A 14,373-nucleotide genomic window follows, 5' to 3' on the forward strand; every position below is an offset into this window, starting at 1 on the left:
GCAGCACGCCGACCAGCATATGGCGGCCGCGGCCAACCCGTTGGCGGCCGAAGCCGGGCGCGAGATGTTGCGCAAGGGCGGTTCGGCCATCGATGCGGCGATTGCCATGCAAGCGGTGCTGACCCTGGTGGAGCCGCAGTCGTCGGGTATCGGCGGCGGGGCCTTGATCGTGCTCTGGGACGGCAAGGCCGTGCGCACTTATGACGGTCGCGAAACCGCGCCAGCCGGGGCCACCGAGAAGTTGTTCCTGCAGGCCGACGGCAAACCCATGCCGTTCCCCCAGGCGCAGATCGGCGGCCGCTCGGTGGGTACGCCTGGGGTGTTGCGGGCCCTGGAACTGGCCCATAAAAAACACGGCCGCCTGCCGTGGGCGCAGCTGTTCGAGCCGGCGATCCGCCTGGCGGACCAGGGCTTCCCGATCTCCCCGCGCCTGCACAGCATGATCGTCGCCGACCCGTACCTGGCGAAATCGCCGGACATGGCGGCCTACTTCCTGAATGCCGATGGCACGCCGAAAGCCGTCGGCACCCTGCTGAAAAACCCGCAGCTGGCCGCGGTGCTCGAGCGCATCGCCAAAGAAGGCCCGAACGCCTTGTACCAAGGCCCGGTCGCCCGGGAAATCGTCGCCAAGGTGCAAGGCCACGCCAACCCGGGCAGCCTGTCGCTCAACGACCTGCAAGGCTACCGCGCCAAGGAGCGCGAACCGCTGTGCACCGACTACAAGCGCTGGCAGGTCTGTGGCATGCCGCCGCCCTCGTCGGGCGGGATCGCCATGGCGCAGATCCTCGGCACCCTTCAGGCGCTGGAAGCCCGCGACCCGCGTTATGCACTGCCACCGCTGAAACCGGTCAAGACCAGCCTGCCGGCCGGCCTGGAACCGGCGCCTGAAGCCGTGCACCTGATCGCCGAGGCCGAGCGCCTGGCCTACGCCGACCGCGCGTTGTACGTGGCGGATTCGGACTTCGCCCCGGTGCCGATCGCCGGCCTGGTCGCCCCGCAGTACCTGGCGCAGCGTGCCGCCTTGATCGGCGAGCGCAGCATGGCCAAGGCCGAGCCCGGCAAGCCCCAGGGCATCCAGGTGGCCTACGCCCCGGATCGCTCGCCGATGCGCATCTCCACCTCGCAAGTGGTGGCCGTGGATGACCAGGGCGGCGCCGTGTCCATGACCACCACCGTGGAAGCCGCCTTCGGCTCGCACCTGATGGTCCAGGGCTTCATGCTCAACAACCAGATGACCGACTTCTCCTTTATCCCCGAGGAGAACGGCCAGCCGGTGGCCAACCGTGTGCAGCCGGGCAAGCGCCCACGCTCGTCCATGGCGCCAACCCTGATTTTCGACCGCAACAGCGGTGAATTCCTGGCCACCGTCGGCTCGCCGGGTGGCTCGCAGATCATCGAGTACGTGGCCAAGTCGGTGATCGGCATGCTCGACTGGAACCTCGACCCACAAGCCGCCATCAGCCTGCCCAACTTCGGCAGCCGCAACGGCCCGACCGAACTGGAGCAAGGCCAGTTCACACCTGGGTTGAAAGCGGCGCTGAAAGCCAAGGGGCATGAGCTGACCGACATCGACATGACCAGCGGCACCCAGGCGATCGTGCGGCTGCGCGATGCCCAGGGTAAAACCTCGTGGGCCGGTGGCGCCGACCCACGCCGAGAAGGGGCCGCGTTGGGGGATTGAGGCCAACGCCGGAAAACCAGAAGGGCTTGCCGCGAGGCAGGCCCTTTTTATTGCTTCCGCCACAGAAGCGCCGGCATTCGGGGCCAAGGCTGTATGCCGATTTTTACGGCGCTCTGTGTCTGACGCGATCTTTTGATCCCTCCTAGCATCACTTTTTTGGCCGAGGGGCAGGCGATGAACGAGATTCCCGGCGGTATCGATTTTTCAGGTTTGGCCGTGCGTAGGCTGGAGGCCGACGACCTCGAACTGGTCTGCCGCCACCGCGAGGCGATGTTCCTCGAAGCCGGAGGAGAACCCGCGGCCCTGCAACGGATGACCGAGCACTTTCGCCCCTGGCTGCGCGAGCGTTTGCCCGATGGCCGCTACTACGGCTTTGCCCTGCTGGACGGCCAGCAACCGGTGGCGGCCATTGGCTTGATGAGCATCGACTGGCCGCCCCACCCGTCCCATCCGACCCAGGACCAGCGCGGTTATGTGCTCAACGTATATGTCGAACCCGCCTACCGGCGCCGGGGGCTGGCCTCGGCCCTGATGAAGCTGGCGCAAGCCGAATTCATCCAGCGCGGGCTGAGCTTCGCCGTGCTGCATGCCACCGAAGTGGGCAAGCCGGTGTATGCCGGATTGGGCTGGGCGGCCACCGCGGAAATGGCGAAGGTTCTGGAAGGCGACTGAACACGGACTCCTGTAGCCGCTGCCGAAGGCTGCGATAAGGACCGAAGGGCCTTCGGCGCCAGAAAGATCGCCTCGCCCGTTCCGGTCGATCGCAGCCTTCGGCAGCGGCTACAGGGACCGATGTGCCTTCGACTGATATGTTTCTCATAGTCACAGAATGTCGTAGCAATGCCGTTGCGACGCTCTTCCCCGCCCGCTATTCTTCGCCCCGTCGCTGCAATATCAGCGAACGGGCTTGGCGGCCCGAACCACGAAAGGCGCAACAGCGCCAAAACACGAATGCAGGCGCTTTTTTTGTGCCCGCGTTTCTGTGTCATGGCGAATTGCGCAGGGACCCCTTCGGGGGTGCCGGTTCCTTTCGTGCCGGTCCGCCAACCTTGTGCAATTCGCCACCCTAACCTGCTTGGCGGCAGACGGTGGTGATCCCCTCAAACGAAAGGATTCGTCACCATGAAACACACCCTCAATCCGTCCCCTTCCTCCCTGCATACCCTCGGCGAAATAACCTTTGCCAATTGTGGCGAAGGCAAACGCCCGCTGCTGCGGGTCAACGCCGACGTGCCCCTGGCCGATGCCCTGGAACACGCCTCGCTGCTGCTACATCTGGCAAAACAGTTGACCCTGGATGCAGCCATGGAACCGCAGGCGGACCGCTATGCTTGGGCGGCACATTACCTGGGTGAGATGGGTAAAGCGGTGATGGATGATGTGCACACCGCGATGACAGCAGGCGCTGATCGACTCTGATCCACACCTGCGGGACGGGCAGCCTCGATGGCTGTCCGTCCATCGCCTTCCTCTCTCACTCCCTTGCTTAAGTCCCAGGGCGGGACTAGGATTTCGAGCCATGAGGATTATCGCCGTCAGTCATTTGAAGACGTTCTGGGACAAGCACCCGGATGTCGAACAACCGCTTCTGGCCTGGATCGATGAAACACGCAATGCCAACTGGTCCACCCCGGCGCAGATCAAGGACCAGTTTTGCAGCGCGAGCCTTCTTAAAAGCCGTCGCGTGGTGTTCAACATCAAAGGCAATGACTACCGCTTGGTAGTCGCCGTGGCTTACCGCTTTGGCGCCCTCTACATCAAGTTCGTTGGCACTCACCAGCAGTACGATGCCATCGACGCCGACAGCGTTGAAATGGAGTAACGAGCATGCAGATTCGCCCCATTCACACCGACCAGGATTACCGCGCGGCACTCAAGCAGGTGTCGGCGCTGTTCGATAACGAGCCCGAACCCGGCACCGCCGAAGGCGACTACTTCGACGTGATGGTCACCCTGATCGAAGCCTATGAAGCCAAGCACTTCCCCATCGACCTGCCCAACCCGATCGATGCCATCAAGTTCCGCATGGAGCAATCGGGCCTCTCGGCCGCCGACCTGGCCCCGGCCATCGGCCGAACCAACCGGGTCTACGAAGTGCTCAACGGCAAACGCGCCCTGACCCTGCCAATGATCTGGAAGCTGCACCAGCTGTTCGGCATCCCCGCCGAGAGCCTGATCAAGCCGGTGAAATCGGTCTGAGCGGTTCTTGATTCAGGCCTTGCACCCTCGCCCTTAGCGGGGGTCATTCCTGATCGCGCATAAACTCCAGCCCTTGGTGATTTCAGAGAGCACAATCATCCCCAGCATCATCAGCGGGTTGCAGTTCGGAAAAAAATACGCGCCGATCAGAAGCACGGAAAAAGACGGCACGACAAACACCAAACGCAAAGGGATTTGCGCAAGCCCCAGCCACTTGGCTTCTTTGCGCTGAAACAAAAACAGGAAAGCGCTGACGACTATCGATAGTTGCAAACCCCAATTGATCATCACCATAACCACAGCAGTGGTTCCATGATCCTTGAGCACTTCAGTCGCCACAGTCAGGTCATCCCAGAACGGGGTCTTGCCCAGCCGTACACTGCTCGTGACGTACCACAACAAATAGAGCGCATCGAGCCCGCCCCAAAACTGCCAGATCCGGGTCCGGCTCAGCTTCCTGAAAAAAAACATTACCGCTCCTTACTTGGCGCCGAGCCTTCTTCTCGGCAGCTCTGCCTTATAGATTTACCCATCTAACCTGGCTGTCATCCCGCGCCTATTTACCCTCCAGACTTCTCTGAAAGATTCTTGGACACTTAAAAAAATACCGTGGAACAGCCTTGAGCTTGCCCCTAGGTAAACCCCTAAAGTGCCGCTCGACCCTCACCACAAAAAAGGACGTTTGCATGCTCACCATCGGTCAAATGGCTCGCTGCCATGGCCTCACCACCAAGACCTTGCGCCACTACGACAGCATCGGTCTGTTCACTCCGGCACTGACCGGGCAGGACAACGGCTATCGCTATTACAAGCCGGAGCAGATTGGCATCCTCGGGCGCATTGTCTGGTTGCGGCAGTTGGGCATGGGGCTGGAGGAGATTCGCGGGTTGGCGGACAGCGGTGCGCTGCACAGTGTCTTGAGTCTGCGCCAGGCGTTGCAGGCCCATGCCGGTGAGCTGGAAACGCAGATCGCCCGCAGCCAGAACGTGCTCGGCCAGTTGCAGCGTTATCTGGCGCAGCCCGAGCGCAGCCTGCCGGCGCCGCAGATGCCGGTGCGGGTGACGCTGGCGGCGCAGCGCATCATCGGCATGGCCTGGCAGCAGGATGACCAGGGCTCGATTGCCGAGTTGTGGCAGCGTTTCGAACCACGGGAGCAGGAGATCCAGCGCCTGGCCGAACCGGTCGGCACTTACGGTATTTGCCAGCCCTTGAGCGACGGCCAGTGGCGTTACGTCGCCGGACTGCCGGTCAGCGCCGAGGCGCCCTTGGTCGAGGGCATGGTGGAACTGGAAATCCCCGCCCGCCAGTACGCCCGGGTCGAGCACCGGGGCACGGTGCAGACCCTGCCGGAAACCTTCCGCGCCGCCTACAGCGAATGGCTGCCGGCCGCAGGGATGCGGGCCGATGAGGGGGTGGAATTCGAATATACCGGGGAGCGTTTTTTCGGGCCGATGCACCCGGACAGCGTGGTCGAACTCTATATCCCGCTGAAAAACTGATGCCCTGATCGGACGAGCAGCCGACCAGATGACAGGTCTCTGTCAGCAAAAGGACTCATGATCCCGCTATGCTCTGTAGCTAATCCACAGCAACAGAGCGAAGGTCCGATGAGTTTCCAGGCGCCAGTGTTGAAACAGATACCAGGCATCCGTCACGAGTTTTCTCGGATCGGGGCACCACTGCCTGCCAACCTGTTCTTCTGCTCCCAGGCCCACACCGGCGAGGTGGTCGAGGCCAGCACCACGCTGCCGAGCGGCATCATCCGCGGCGATGCGGTGTTCACCCGCACCGGCCGGCCTATAGCGGTGATGACAGCCGACTGCCTGCCGCTGCTGATCAGCAGTGAAGACGCCTCGTGGGTCGCCGCGGTCCATGCCGGCTGGAAAGGTCTGCACGGCGGCATCATCGACAACGTGCTGCAACACTTCGCTGCCAAGGGCATCGCTGCCCCTCAGTTGCGCGTGGCGTTCGGCCCCTCGATCAAGCCTTGCTGCTACGAAGTCAGCCCGGAGTTCATCGACACCCTGTCGGCCACCCAGGGCCACCTGTGGCCAGAGGAGCAGGCACCCTGGAGCCACGAACGCCCCACGCCACAGTTGCCGCCAGAAATTGCCCCGCCACCACCGACCCGGCCGGACTCGCTGTGGTTCGACCTGAGCGGCTATGCGCTACACCTGTTGCGCGCGGCGGGTATCAGCGATGAACAGATCGAACACTGCGAGCACTGCACCTACTGTTCCAGCGCGACCCTGGCCAGCTATCGCCGACGCGGCCACCGGGGAGAGGAAAAATCCTTTCAGTATTCCTGGATAGGGCGTGCCTGAGCCCGGCACCTCAAACGCTCACATACACCCACGCCTCGATCCCGGACTGCAGCACCACGCTCACGCGCTTGTAATCCGCCACCTCGTAGCTGTCCGCCGCGGCCAGTTCCTGGGCAGTAATGCGAAACACCGTCCCCGGGATAGGCGCGCTGGCTGCGCTGCCCGGGCGCAGGATCGGGTGATGGGTCTTGCCGCTGGTGGCCAGTACCTCGGGGTCGGTGATCTCCACCCAGGCCTGTTCATAACCCGGCAGCGCGTCCGCGCTCCCCTGCAGTTCGCGACCGAAATTGGCCAGTTGCACGGCCTTGTCCTGCAAGGTGCCGTAGGAAAACAGATACTCCGACGCTCCAGTGGTAACGCTCATTTTTCCCTCCAGAAGTCAGCGGCTGATTTTTAACGCCTGGCGCGCCGCATGGCGCTCCAGCGCCAGCTCGATCAAGCGGCTGACCAGTTCGCTGTAGGTCATGCCCGCCGCCTGCCACAGCTTCGGATACATGCTGATGCGGGTGAAGCCGGGCAGCGAATTGATCTCGTTGATCAGCACTTCGCCGCCCTGGGTCAGGAATACATCGACCCGCGCCAGCCCTGAACAGCCCAGCACCTGGAACGCCTCGATGGCCAGGGCACGAATACGTTCGCTGACCGCTTCGCTGAGGTCCGCCGGCACCACCACCTGGGCCGCCTGGTCGTCGATGTATTTGCTGTCGTAGGAATAAAAACCGCTGCCAACGACGATTTCCCCGCAACCGCTGGCGATCGGCTGGTCGTTGCCCAGCACCGCGCATTCGATCTCGCGCCCACTGACCGCCGACTCCACCAAGACCTTTTCATCGAAGCCCAGCGCCAGCTCGATGGCGGCGTGGTATTGCGCCTCGCTGGTGACCTTGCTCACGCCCACGGACGAGCCCTGGTTCGCCGGTTTGACGAACATCGGCAGGCCCAGCTTGCTTTGCGCCTGGGCAAAGTCGGTGCGCGCCGCGGTGGCTCGGTTCAGAGTGATAAAGGGCGTCACCGCCAGGCCGGCATCGCGCAGCAGGCGCTTGCTGATGTCCTTGTCCATGCACACCGCCGAACCCAGCACGTCAGAGCCCACGAACGGCAGGTCGGCCATGCGCAGCAGGCCTTGCAGGCAGCCGTCTTCGCCGAGGGTGCCGTGGACGATGGGGAAAATCACATCGACGTGGCCCAGCAGTTCCTGGTTGGAAGTTTCCAGCAGTTGCTGGCTGGCCTTGCCCGGCACCACCGCCAGTTCGCGGTTGGACTGGTTGAGGGCGATCAGCGCCGGGTTTTCCTGGTTGATCAGGAAGTTCGAGGTGTCGTTGAGGTGCCAGTGGCCGTTCTTGTCGATGCCGATCAGCACCGGTTCGAAGCGCTCGCGATCCAGCGCATCGACGATGTTGCGCGCCGATTGCAGCGACACTTCGTGTTCGGCCGAACGGCCACCAAAAATAATCCCGACCCGCAGCTTGCTCATGGTTTGTTCCCGTTAAAAAGTGGTTCAGCGCTTGTATCGGACCGCTCAAGCCGACTGATGTCGCAGGTGAATCACAGCCACCCGCTGATTCTGTTTGTTCCGGCGCTCTTCGATGGCGAACGGCACGAACCCGAGCTTCGGATACAGCAGCAGACCCGCCACGTTGTCATTGAAGCAGGACAGGGTCACCTGTGCGGCCTGGTGTTTGTCCCGGGCGATGCGCAGCATCTCGCCGATCAACTGCCCGGCGACACCCGCGCCGCGGGCCTCGGGATCGACGATGAGATTGCCGAGGGTGCAGGTGCCGTGGGTTTCCCACCGGTAGAAGTTGGCGAAACCCAGTACCTGGCCGTCTCGCTCGATCACTGTCGAATCGCAGCGTTGGGCAATGGAGTCGCGCAGTTGCTCATGGGTCAGCGGCCAGCTGGCCGCCGGGAAAAAGAAAAACAGCTCCTCGGGATTACCGGCAAAACCGCAGATCCGTGGAATATCCCGATCCTGCACGGGGCGAAAAGTGAAGCTCATGTCCTGTCTCCTGACCCTGAAAATCCATGGCGTGCGCCCGGCCCCGGTTTCAGCGATTGGCCACCAGATGGGCGCCGAACAGCAGGTAGCAACTGCCGGCAAAGCGGTCCAGCCATTTGCGCGAACGACTATAGACGGCAGCCATGCGGTTGCTGGCAAAAAACAGCGCGACGCAGCAGTACCAGGTGAACGACAACGAGGCCATGGTGAGCACGGCCAGGGCCAGCAGCAACGGCGGCGGTGACGCCGGCATCGAGGTGGCGAAGATGGTGGCGACGAACAGCGCCGACTTGGGGGTGGTCATGTTGCCGAGAAAGCCCAGGCGATAGGCCGAGAACAGGCTGCGGCCCGACTCACCAGGCAAGCCGTTGCCCGCCCCGGTCGGCGCCGGCTTGCGCCTGAACTGCTTCAGGCCCAGGTAGATCAGGTAGCAGCCACCGGCGATCTTGAAGGCCAGGTACAGGGCCGGGGCGGCGCTGAACAGCGACTTGATCCCCAGGCCGCCGGCCAGCCCCCAGAGCACCGTGCCGGTGGCGACGCCCAGCGCGGCGATCATGCCATGGCGACGCGAACAGCTGGCGGCCAATTGCGCCGTGGTAAAGAAGTTCGGCCCCGGCGTGACCACGGCCACGGTCCAGAGCAGCGCCAGCGACAGCAGCGGGCCGGCATACAGCAAATGTTCGAGCGCCATGACACAGACCGCCTTTATCGCGTTAAGGGAGGCCGACGCTACTCCACCTCGGGCTCATGGATCAACAGGTCGCCCGGCTGACACTCCAGGTATTGGCAGATCGCGTCCAGGGTCGCGAGCCGCAGGCCCTTGACCTTGCCCTGCTTGAGCAGGGACAGGTTGGCCTCGGTGATGCCGATCGCCGCCGCGAGGTCCTTGGATTTGACCTTGCGTCGGGCCAGCATCACGTCCAGTTGAATGACAATTGACATACTGATCTCACACGAAGGCGCGGTTTTCCGAATCCACTTCACTGGCCTGCCAGAGGATACGCGCGATGATGGAAATACACGCAGCCAAAAACAGCGCGACAAAGGTCGGGGCGGTGATGCTGAGACTGATCAGGCGCTCGCCCACCGGCGCGTTCAGGGTGACCCAGATGCTGAGCAGCGGCTCGCAGAGAAAGTCCAGCAACACCCACAACGCCACGCCCCGCCCGACCTTGCCCAAATGCACCGCCGCCGCGCTGGAAAAGTACTCGCCGCGGGCATAGCTCTGGAACAACTGGCGCAGATGGCTCAAGCCAAAGGCCAGCGCCAGCAGGGGGATGCTCGACAGCAGAATGCCGCCCAGGGTTTGCCACCAGGGAAAGACCGCACCGGCGGCCAGATGGCTCGACAGGCTATTGCTCAGGCCAAAACCGAACCCGTAGCCACTTTCCGCGCTCAACTGCGGAAACAGCCACAGCGCCGCGTTGAGCAGCAACATGGCAATGATCAATAACAGGGTGACAGCCGACATGCGCTGGCTGAACCGGGCAAGACCTTGGGACGTCATGGGAAGGCTCCAGTGGAAGGAATGTGGGAGAAACCATAAAGAATTAATTATCGTAAAACAATAATTAATTTCTGCTTTTCGATCATTTAATTCATAAGCCCAGCGATACCCCCGGGGCTATGCTGAAAGTAATGGAGGCCATTGGAGAACGCTCATGAACGGTTTCCTGGTGATTTTCTTCACCCAGCAAAATCGCCGCTACCACGGCAAGATGGTCGGTGACTGGCTCGTCGACCTGGCCAACGAGCTGGGCCTGCGCGGCGCCACCATGAGCACCGCCATCGAAGGTTTCGGCCACACCGGCCGGCTGCACTCCGCACACTTTTTCGAACTCGCCGACCAACCCATCGAGGTCCGCCTGGCACTCACCGAAGAGGAGTCAGCCCGGCTGTTCGAACGCCTGGAGGACGAGGACATTGCGCTGTTCTACATCAAGACGCCGATCGAGTTCGGCACCCTTGGCAAAGAGGCCAAGAAAGCGGACGCGGGCGGATGACGCGCTGAAGACAGTCGCACGCGCCTGGGTTACCGTACGGGCCTGACGTTGTGTCGAGGACAGCTCCATGGGCAAGCCCGCCCCCCGTAAAGACTGGGTCCACCGCGCGCCTCCCACCCGGGGGCTGGAGCGTATCGAGGCGTTTTTCGCCGGTCATGGCTACGACCTGCACCGCCACGACACCTACGCCATCGGTCGCACGCTGTCGGGGGTGCAGAGCTTCCAGTACCGCGGCGGCTGGCGCCACAACCTGCCGGGCGGGACCATGGTCCTGCATCCGGATGAAGTCCACGACGGCGAAGCCGGCACCCAGGATGGCTTCCATTACCGCATGCTTTATATCGAGCCGGCGCTGATCCAGCAGATCCTCGGCGGCCAGCCGCTGCCCTTCATCAAGAACGGCCTGTCCACCGACCCACGCTTGTTCGCCGCCACCGACACCTTGCTGCGCAGCATGGAAAGCCCGCTGGACCCGCTGGAACAGGAAGACGCGCTGTTCGACCTGGCCCATGCGCTGAATGCCGTGTCGGGGGTTTCCCGGCCGGCGCAGCGTTTTGACTATCAGGCCGCGGAGCGCGCGCGGGAATACATGCACAGCGCCCTGGACCAGAACATCACCCTCGACGAACTGGCCACCCACAGCGGTCGCGACCGCTGGAGCCTGTCGCGGGACTTTCGCCTGCTGTTCGGCACCAGCCCCTATCGCTACCTGACCATGCGCCGCCTGGACCTGGTCAGGGCCCTGCTGCTGCAAGGCCAGTCGCTGGTCAGCGCGGCGCTGCTGGCCGGCTTCACCGACCAGAGCCACATGACCCGGCAATTCAGCAAGACCTACGGCCTGCCGCCGGCCCGCTGGCTGAAAATGCACGGCCGCTGAACGCCGCCCGGCACGCACAATCGTACAAGAACCGCAGCACCGCGCTGATTACCGTAGAGGCCCGATCACCTCTTTACGGAGCCGCACCATGAACCCGGCCAGCACCACGCCCATCCCCTACCAGAGCCTGAACTTCGCCTACAAACTCAGCCTGTTCGACGACCACTGGCAAGCCCGTGTCATTGCCGAAATGAACGACTACCAGTTCAAGCTGGTGAAGCTGCAAGGGGACTTCATCTGGCACGACCACCCGCACACCGACGAGACCTTTATCGTCCTCGAAGGCCAGTTGCGCATCGACTTTGCCGACGGCCAGGTGACGATCAACCAGGGCGAGATGTTTGTCGTGCCCAAGGGCATGAAGCACAAGCCGTACGCCGAGCAGGAGGTCAAGTTGCTGCTGATCGAACCCAAGGGCGTGCGCAACACCGGCGAAGAAGGCGGCGAACGCACAGCGGCCAATGATGTGTGGATCTGAGTTGCCCCGGGGTTGAGCCTCTGTAGCCGCTGCCGAGCGAAGCGAGGCTGCGATCGGCAGCGCAGCGGCCGTAAAGGCGGACAATACGTTCCTCAAGGCAAACCGCATGCGCAGGTTTGGCGAGGACTGCGTCCTCGTTCGCAGCCTCGCGGTGCTCGGCAGCGGCTACAGGTACACCGTCATCGGCTGCCCCTCAGCCGCGCTCGGCAGTTGCCGCCAGGCCCTCGGAGCCAGACGCCGGCACCCGCAAACGCAAGGCCAGCAACGCCCCCAGCAGGGCGAGCAAGGCGCTGGCGCCCACCGCCTGTTCGATGCCGGCCGCCTGCGAGCCACCCAGCCCGGCATTGGCCAGGGACACCAGCAGCGCCAGCCCCAGCGCCCCGCCGATCTGCTGGCTGGTGGAGGCCATGCCCGCCGCCACGCCCTGCTCGCCCGGCGCGATGCCCTGGCCGGCCGAGACCCACATGGCAGTCCAGGTCATGCCCTGGCCGATGCTCAGCACCACGATGCCCGGCATCAGGCTCCAGAACCCCGCCCCGTCGGGCAGCGCCACATACACCCCGCCGATGCCCAGCGCCCCCAGGAGCAGACCGCTGACCAGGGTCGCCCGCAGCCCGAAGCGCAGCAACGAACGTTCGGCCAGCCAGATGCCCACGGTGCACAGCAGCGTCGCCGGCAAAAACGCCACGCCGCTTTGCAGCACGCTGTAGCCGTAAACCTGCTGGAAGTACAACGCGAGGAAGTAGTACTGCACGCCGAAGCTGCTCATGAACAGGGCCGTGAGAAACATCGCCAGGCGCAGCTCGCGATGGGCCAGCAGGTGCAGCGGCATCAGCGGGTCGTGGCCGCGCTGTTCGATCCAGGCGAACACGCCGAGCAGGAGCAGCGCCAGCGCCCCGCAACCCAGGGTCGCCGGTGCGCTCCAGCCCCATTCCGGGCCCTGGACAATGGCGAACACCAGCAGCGTGCCGCCCACCGTCACGGTCAAGGCGCCGCTGAGGTCGAAACGCCGGCCACGCTCGCGCTGGCCATCGGCCGGAATCCAGCGCCGGGCCAACAGGGCACAGGCGCCAGCCAGGGGTACGTTGACCAGAAACACCGCCTCCCAGCCCCACCATTGGGTCAGCACGCCACCCAGCAACGCGCCGAGGGCCAGGCCCGCCGCCGAGGCTGCGCTCCACACCGCGAACGCCCGGTTGCGCGCCGGCCCTTCGGGGTAATGGCTGTTGATCAGCGCCAGCGTCGCCGGAAACAGCATCGCCCCGCCGACACCCTGCACCGCCCGCGCCAGCACCAGCAGCAGCGCGCTGCCACCCAGGCCGCCGGCCAGCGAAGCCAGGGCGTACAGGCTTTGCCCGACGATGTAGAAACGGCGCTTGCCCAGCAGGTCGGCCGCCCGGCCGCCCAGCAGCAGAAAGCCGCCGAAGGCCACGCTGTAGGCGCTGACCACCCATTGCAGTTGTTGTGCGGAAAAACCCAGGTGGCTGCCGATCTCCGGCAAGGCGACAAAGACGATGGTCGCGTCCAGGGCAATGATCAGCTGCGCGCTGGCCAGCAGGAGCAGCATCCAGCCGGACGGCCTGGCTGAAGAGGTGGCGGGCATCGTGTCGAGTCCTTGCGTGAATAAAGGGCCCTCAGTTTCTTTGATGCCAATTAGATGATAAATACCGTCATTGCTCTTTCAGTGATGACTTTAATCATGGATCTGAACGCCGTTCGTTTGCTGGTCCGGGTCGCCGAGACCCGCAGCTTCACCCGTGCCGCCGGCGATCTGCGGCTGACCCAGTCCGGCCTGTCGCGGGCCATTTCGCGCCTGGAGCAGCAACTGGGCGTGCGCCTGCTGCAACGCAACACCCGCAGCGTCAGCCTGACCCCGGACGGCCAGTTGCTGGTGGAGCGCGCCACACCGCTGCTGACCGAACTGGCGCAGACCGAACGCCTGCTGCTGGACCGCCGCGACTCGCCCACCGGGCTGCTGAAGATCAGCACGCCGTCGCTGTTCGGGCGCAAGGTGGTGATGCCGCTGATCGGCCGCCTGACCGAGCAATACCCGGACCTGAGCATCGAGGCGGTAATGACCGATCGCCTGGTGGACATCGTCGACGAAGGCTTCGACGCCATCCTGCGCACCGGCGAAATCCAGGACCAGCGCCTGATCGCCCGGCCCCTGGCGCCGCTGCGTTGGGTCACAGTGGCCTCCCCGGCCTACCTGGCGCGCCATGGCACACCGCAAACAGTGGAAGAGCTGCAACGGCACAACTGCCTGACCGTGCGTAACCTGCGCAGCGGGCGCCTGGTGGACTGGCAGTTCATGCTCGACGGCAAGGTGCGCGATGTCAGCGTGCCCAGCCGGCTGATCTTCGATATCGGCGACGCGCTGGTGGACGGGGTGCTGGGAGGTTTCGGCATCGCCCAGTTGATGAACTTCGCCGTCGAGGACGCCCTCGCCGACGGCCGCCTGGTGCCGATCCTGCAGGCCTTTTCCGGGCGCAGCCGGGCGCTGTCACTGGTCTACCCGCCGTCGCGCCAGTACTCGCCCAAACTCAAGGTCTTCGCCGACGCCCTGAACACCGTCAGCTGGTAAGCAGCCGCCGTAGCCGCTGCCGAGCACCGCGAGGCTGCGATCGACTGCGCAGCAGGCGCCGCCCTTGAGTCCGCAAGAGGTCCTGCGGACCTGTCGCAGCCTGCGGCAGCGGCTACATCGATCGTGTGCCCCTGTAGCCGCTGCCGAGCACCGCGAGGCTGTGATCGACCGCGCAGCAGGCGCCGCCCTTGAGTCCGCAAGAGGTCCTTCGGACCTGTCGCAGCCTGC

The 14,373-nt window shown here is 64.0% G+C and carries 19 protein-coding genes; 11 read left to right on the forward strand and 8 right to left on the reverse strand.

Annotated features, from left to right (window positions below):
* From ggt to J4D28_RS29810, 5 genes are all read left to right on the forward strand, one after another.
* A partial coding sequence (gene ggt / locus J4D28_RS29790) for a gamma-glutamyltransferase (protein WP_207246514.1) occupies positions 1–1,681 on the forward strand: 1,681 nt, incomplete at its 5' end.
* 174 nt (positions 1,682–1,855) lie between these two features.
* Positions 1,856–2,353, forward strand: a complete 498-nt coding sequence (locus tag J4D28_RS29795; protein WP_009050827.1) for a GNAT family N-acetyltransferase — start codon at positions 1,856–1,858, stop codon at positions 2,351–2,353.
* Between the two features lie 450 nt (positions 2,354–2,803).
* Positions 2,804–3,100, forward strand: a complete 297-nt coding sequence (locus J4D28_RS29800; RefSeq protein ID WP_103331934.1) for a DUF3077 domain-containing protein — start codon at positions 2,804–2,806, stop codon at positions 3,098–3,100.
* Positions 3,101–3,200: 100 nt separating this feature from the next.
* On the forward strand, positions 3,201–3,503 hold the full coding sequence (locus J4D28_RS29805) for a type II toxin-antitoxin system HigB family toxin (protein ID WP_103331935.1): 303 nt from the start codon (positions 3,201–3,203) through the stop codon (positions 3,501–3,503).
* Positions 3,504–3,508: 5 nt separating this feature from the next.
* Positions 3,509–3,880 carry a type II toxin-antitoxin system HigA family antitoxin gene (locus tag J4D28_RS29810; RefSeq protein ID WP_016703614.1) on the forward strand — a complete coding sequence of 124 codons (372 nt, stop codon included), beginning with the start codon at positions 3,509–3,511 and terminating at the stop codon, positions 3,878–3,880.
* Positions 3,881–3,913: 33 nt separating this feature from the next.
* On the opposite strand, the gene J4D28_RS29815 is transcribed toward J4D28_RS29810, so the two are convergent.
* Positions 3,914–4,351: a hypothetical protein gene (locus J4D28_RS29815; RefSeq protein WP_103331936.1), complete on the reverse strand. Its 438-nt coding sequence runs from the start codon at positions 4,349–4,351 to the stop codon at positions 3,914–3,916.
* A gap of 215 nt (positions 4,352–4,566) precedes the next feature.
* On the opposite strand from J4D28_RS29815, the gene J4D28_RS29820 reads away from it, so the two are divergent.
* Together J4D28_RS29820 and J4D28_RS29825 are read left to right on the forward strand one after the other, a co-directional pair.
* The gene (locus J4D28_RS29820; RefSeq protein ID WP_103331937.1) at positions 4,567–5,379 is read left to right on the forward strand and encodes a GyrI-like domain-containing protein; all 813 of its coding nucleotides are present in this window, start codon (positions 4,567–4,569) and stop codon (positions 5,377–5,379) included.
* A gap of 108 nt (positions 5,380–5,487) precedes the next feature.
* Positions 5,488–6,204 carry a polyphenol oxidase family protein gene (locus J4D28_RS29825; protein ID WP_009050833.1) on the forward strand — a complete coding sequence of 239 codons (717 nt, stop codon included), beginning with the start codon at positions 5,488–5,490 and terminating at the stop codon, positions 6,202–6,204.
* A 10-nt stretch (positions 6,205–6,214) separates the two neighbouring features.
* Here J4D28_RS29825 and J4D28_RS29830 read toward each other — a convergent pair whose 3' ends face one another.
* The 6 genes from J4D28_RS29830 to J4D28_RS29855 are packed head-to-tail and all read right to left on the reverse strand — an operon-like array spanning position 6,215 to position 9,710.
* Entirely contained in the window at positions 6,215–6,568 is a 354-nt protein-coding gene (locus J4D28_RS29830; RefSeq protein WP_103331938.1) for a gamma-glutamylcyclotransferase family protein, read from the reverse strand.
* Positions 6,569–6,583: 15 nt separating this feature from the next.
* Positions 6,584–7,678, reverse strand: coding sequence for a D-alanine--D-alanine ligase (ddlA, locus tag J4D28_RS29835; RefSeq protein WP_103331939.1), 1,095 nt, complete (start codon positions 7,676–7,678; stop codon positions 6,584–6,586).
* A 45-nt stretch (positions 7,679–7,723) separates the two neighbouring features.
* Positions 7,724–8,203 carry a GNAT family N-acetyltransferase gene (locus J4D28_RS29840; RefSeq protein ID WP_016703619.1) on the reverse strand — a complete coding sequence of 160 codons (480 nt, stop codon included), beginning with the start codon at positions 8,201–8,203 and terminating at the stop codon, positions 7,724–7,726.
* 49 nt (positions 8,204–8,252) lie between these two features.
* Entirely contained in the window at positions 8,253–8,894 is a 642-nt protein-coding gene (locus J4D28_RS29845; RefSeq protein ID WP_103331940.1) for a LysE family transporter, read from the reverse strand.
* 38 nt (positions 8,895–8,932) lie between these two features.
* Complete coding sequence (locus J4D28_RS29850) at positions 8,933–9,145, reverse strand: helix-turn-helix transcriptional regulator (protein ID WP_009050838.1); 213 nt, start codon at positions 9,143–9,145, stop codon at positions 8,933–8,935.
* A 7-nt stretch (positions 9,146–9,152) separates the two neighbouring features.
* Positions 9,153–9,710, reverse strand: a complete 558-nt coding sequence (locus J4D28_RS29855; RefSeq protein ID WP_009050839.1) for a DUF2975 domain-containing protein — start codon at positions 9,708–9,710, stop codon at positions 9,153–9,155.
* A 154-nt stretch (positions 9,711–9,864) separates the two neighbouring features.
* Here J4D28_RS29855 and J4D28_RS29860 point away from each other — a divergent pair, with 154 nt between their 5' ends.
* From J4D28_RS29860 to J4D28_RS29870, 3 genes are all read left to right on the forward strand, one after another.
* Positions 9,865–10,206 (forward strand): DUF190 domain-containing protein, encoded by a 342-nt coding sequence (locus tag J4D28_RS29860; protein WP_009050840.1) that lies wholly within the window; start codon positions 9,865–9,867, stop codon positions 10,204–10,206.
* 67 nt (positions 10,207–10,273) lie between these two features.
* Positions 10,274–11,083 carry an AraC family transcriptional regulator gene (locus J4D28_RS29865; protein ID WP_009050841.1) on the forward strand — a complete coding sequence of 270 codons (810 nt, stop codon included), beginning with the start codon at positions 10,274–10,276 and terminating at the stop codon, positions 11,081–11,083.
* A gap of 88 nt (positions 11,084–11,171) precedes the next feature.
* Positions 11,172–11,561 carry a cupin domain-containing protein gene (locus J4D28_RS29870; protein ID WP_009050842.1) on the forward strand — a complete coding sequence of 130 codons (390 nt, stop codon included), beginning with the start codon at positions 11,172–11,174 and terminating at the stop codon, positions 11,559–11,561.
* A gap of 193 nt (positions 11,562–11,754) precedes the next feature.
* Here the strand turns inward: J4D28_RS29870 and J4D28_RS29875 are convergent, their stop codons facing one another.
* Positions 11,755–13,164 carry an MFS transporter gene (locus J4D28_RS29875; protein WP_103331941.1) on the reverse strand — a complete coding sequence of 470 codons (1,410 nt, stop codon included), beginning with the start codon at positions 13,162–13,164 and terminating at the stop codon, positions 11,755–11,757.
* A gap of 96 nt (positions 13,165–13,260) precedes the next feature.
* On the opposite strand from J4D28_RS29875, the gene J4D28_RS29880 reads away from it, so the two are divergent.
* Entirely contained in the window at positions 13,261–14,145 is an 885-nt protein-coding gene (locus tag J4D28_RS29880; RefSeq protein WP_103331942.1) for a LysR family transcriptional regulator, read from the forward strand.
* Positions 14,146–14,373 lie beyond the last annotated feature (228 nt).

The organism is Pseudomonas sp. GW531-T4, assembly GCF_017349615.1.
In the GTDB taxonomy this organism is placed as follows: Bacteria; Pseudomonadota; Gammaproteobacteria; order Pseudomonadales; family Pseudomonadaceae; genus Aquipseudomonas; species Aquipseudomonas chlororaphis_I.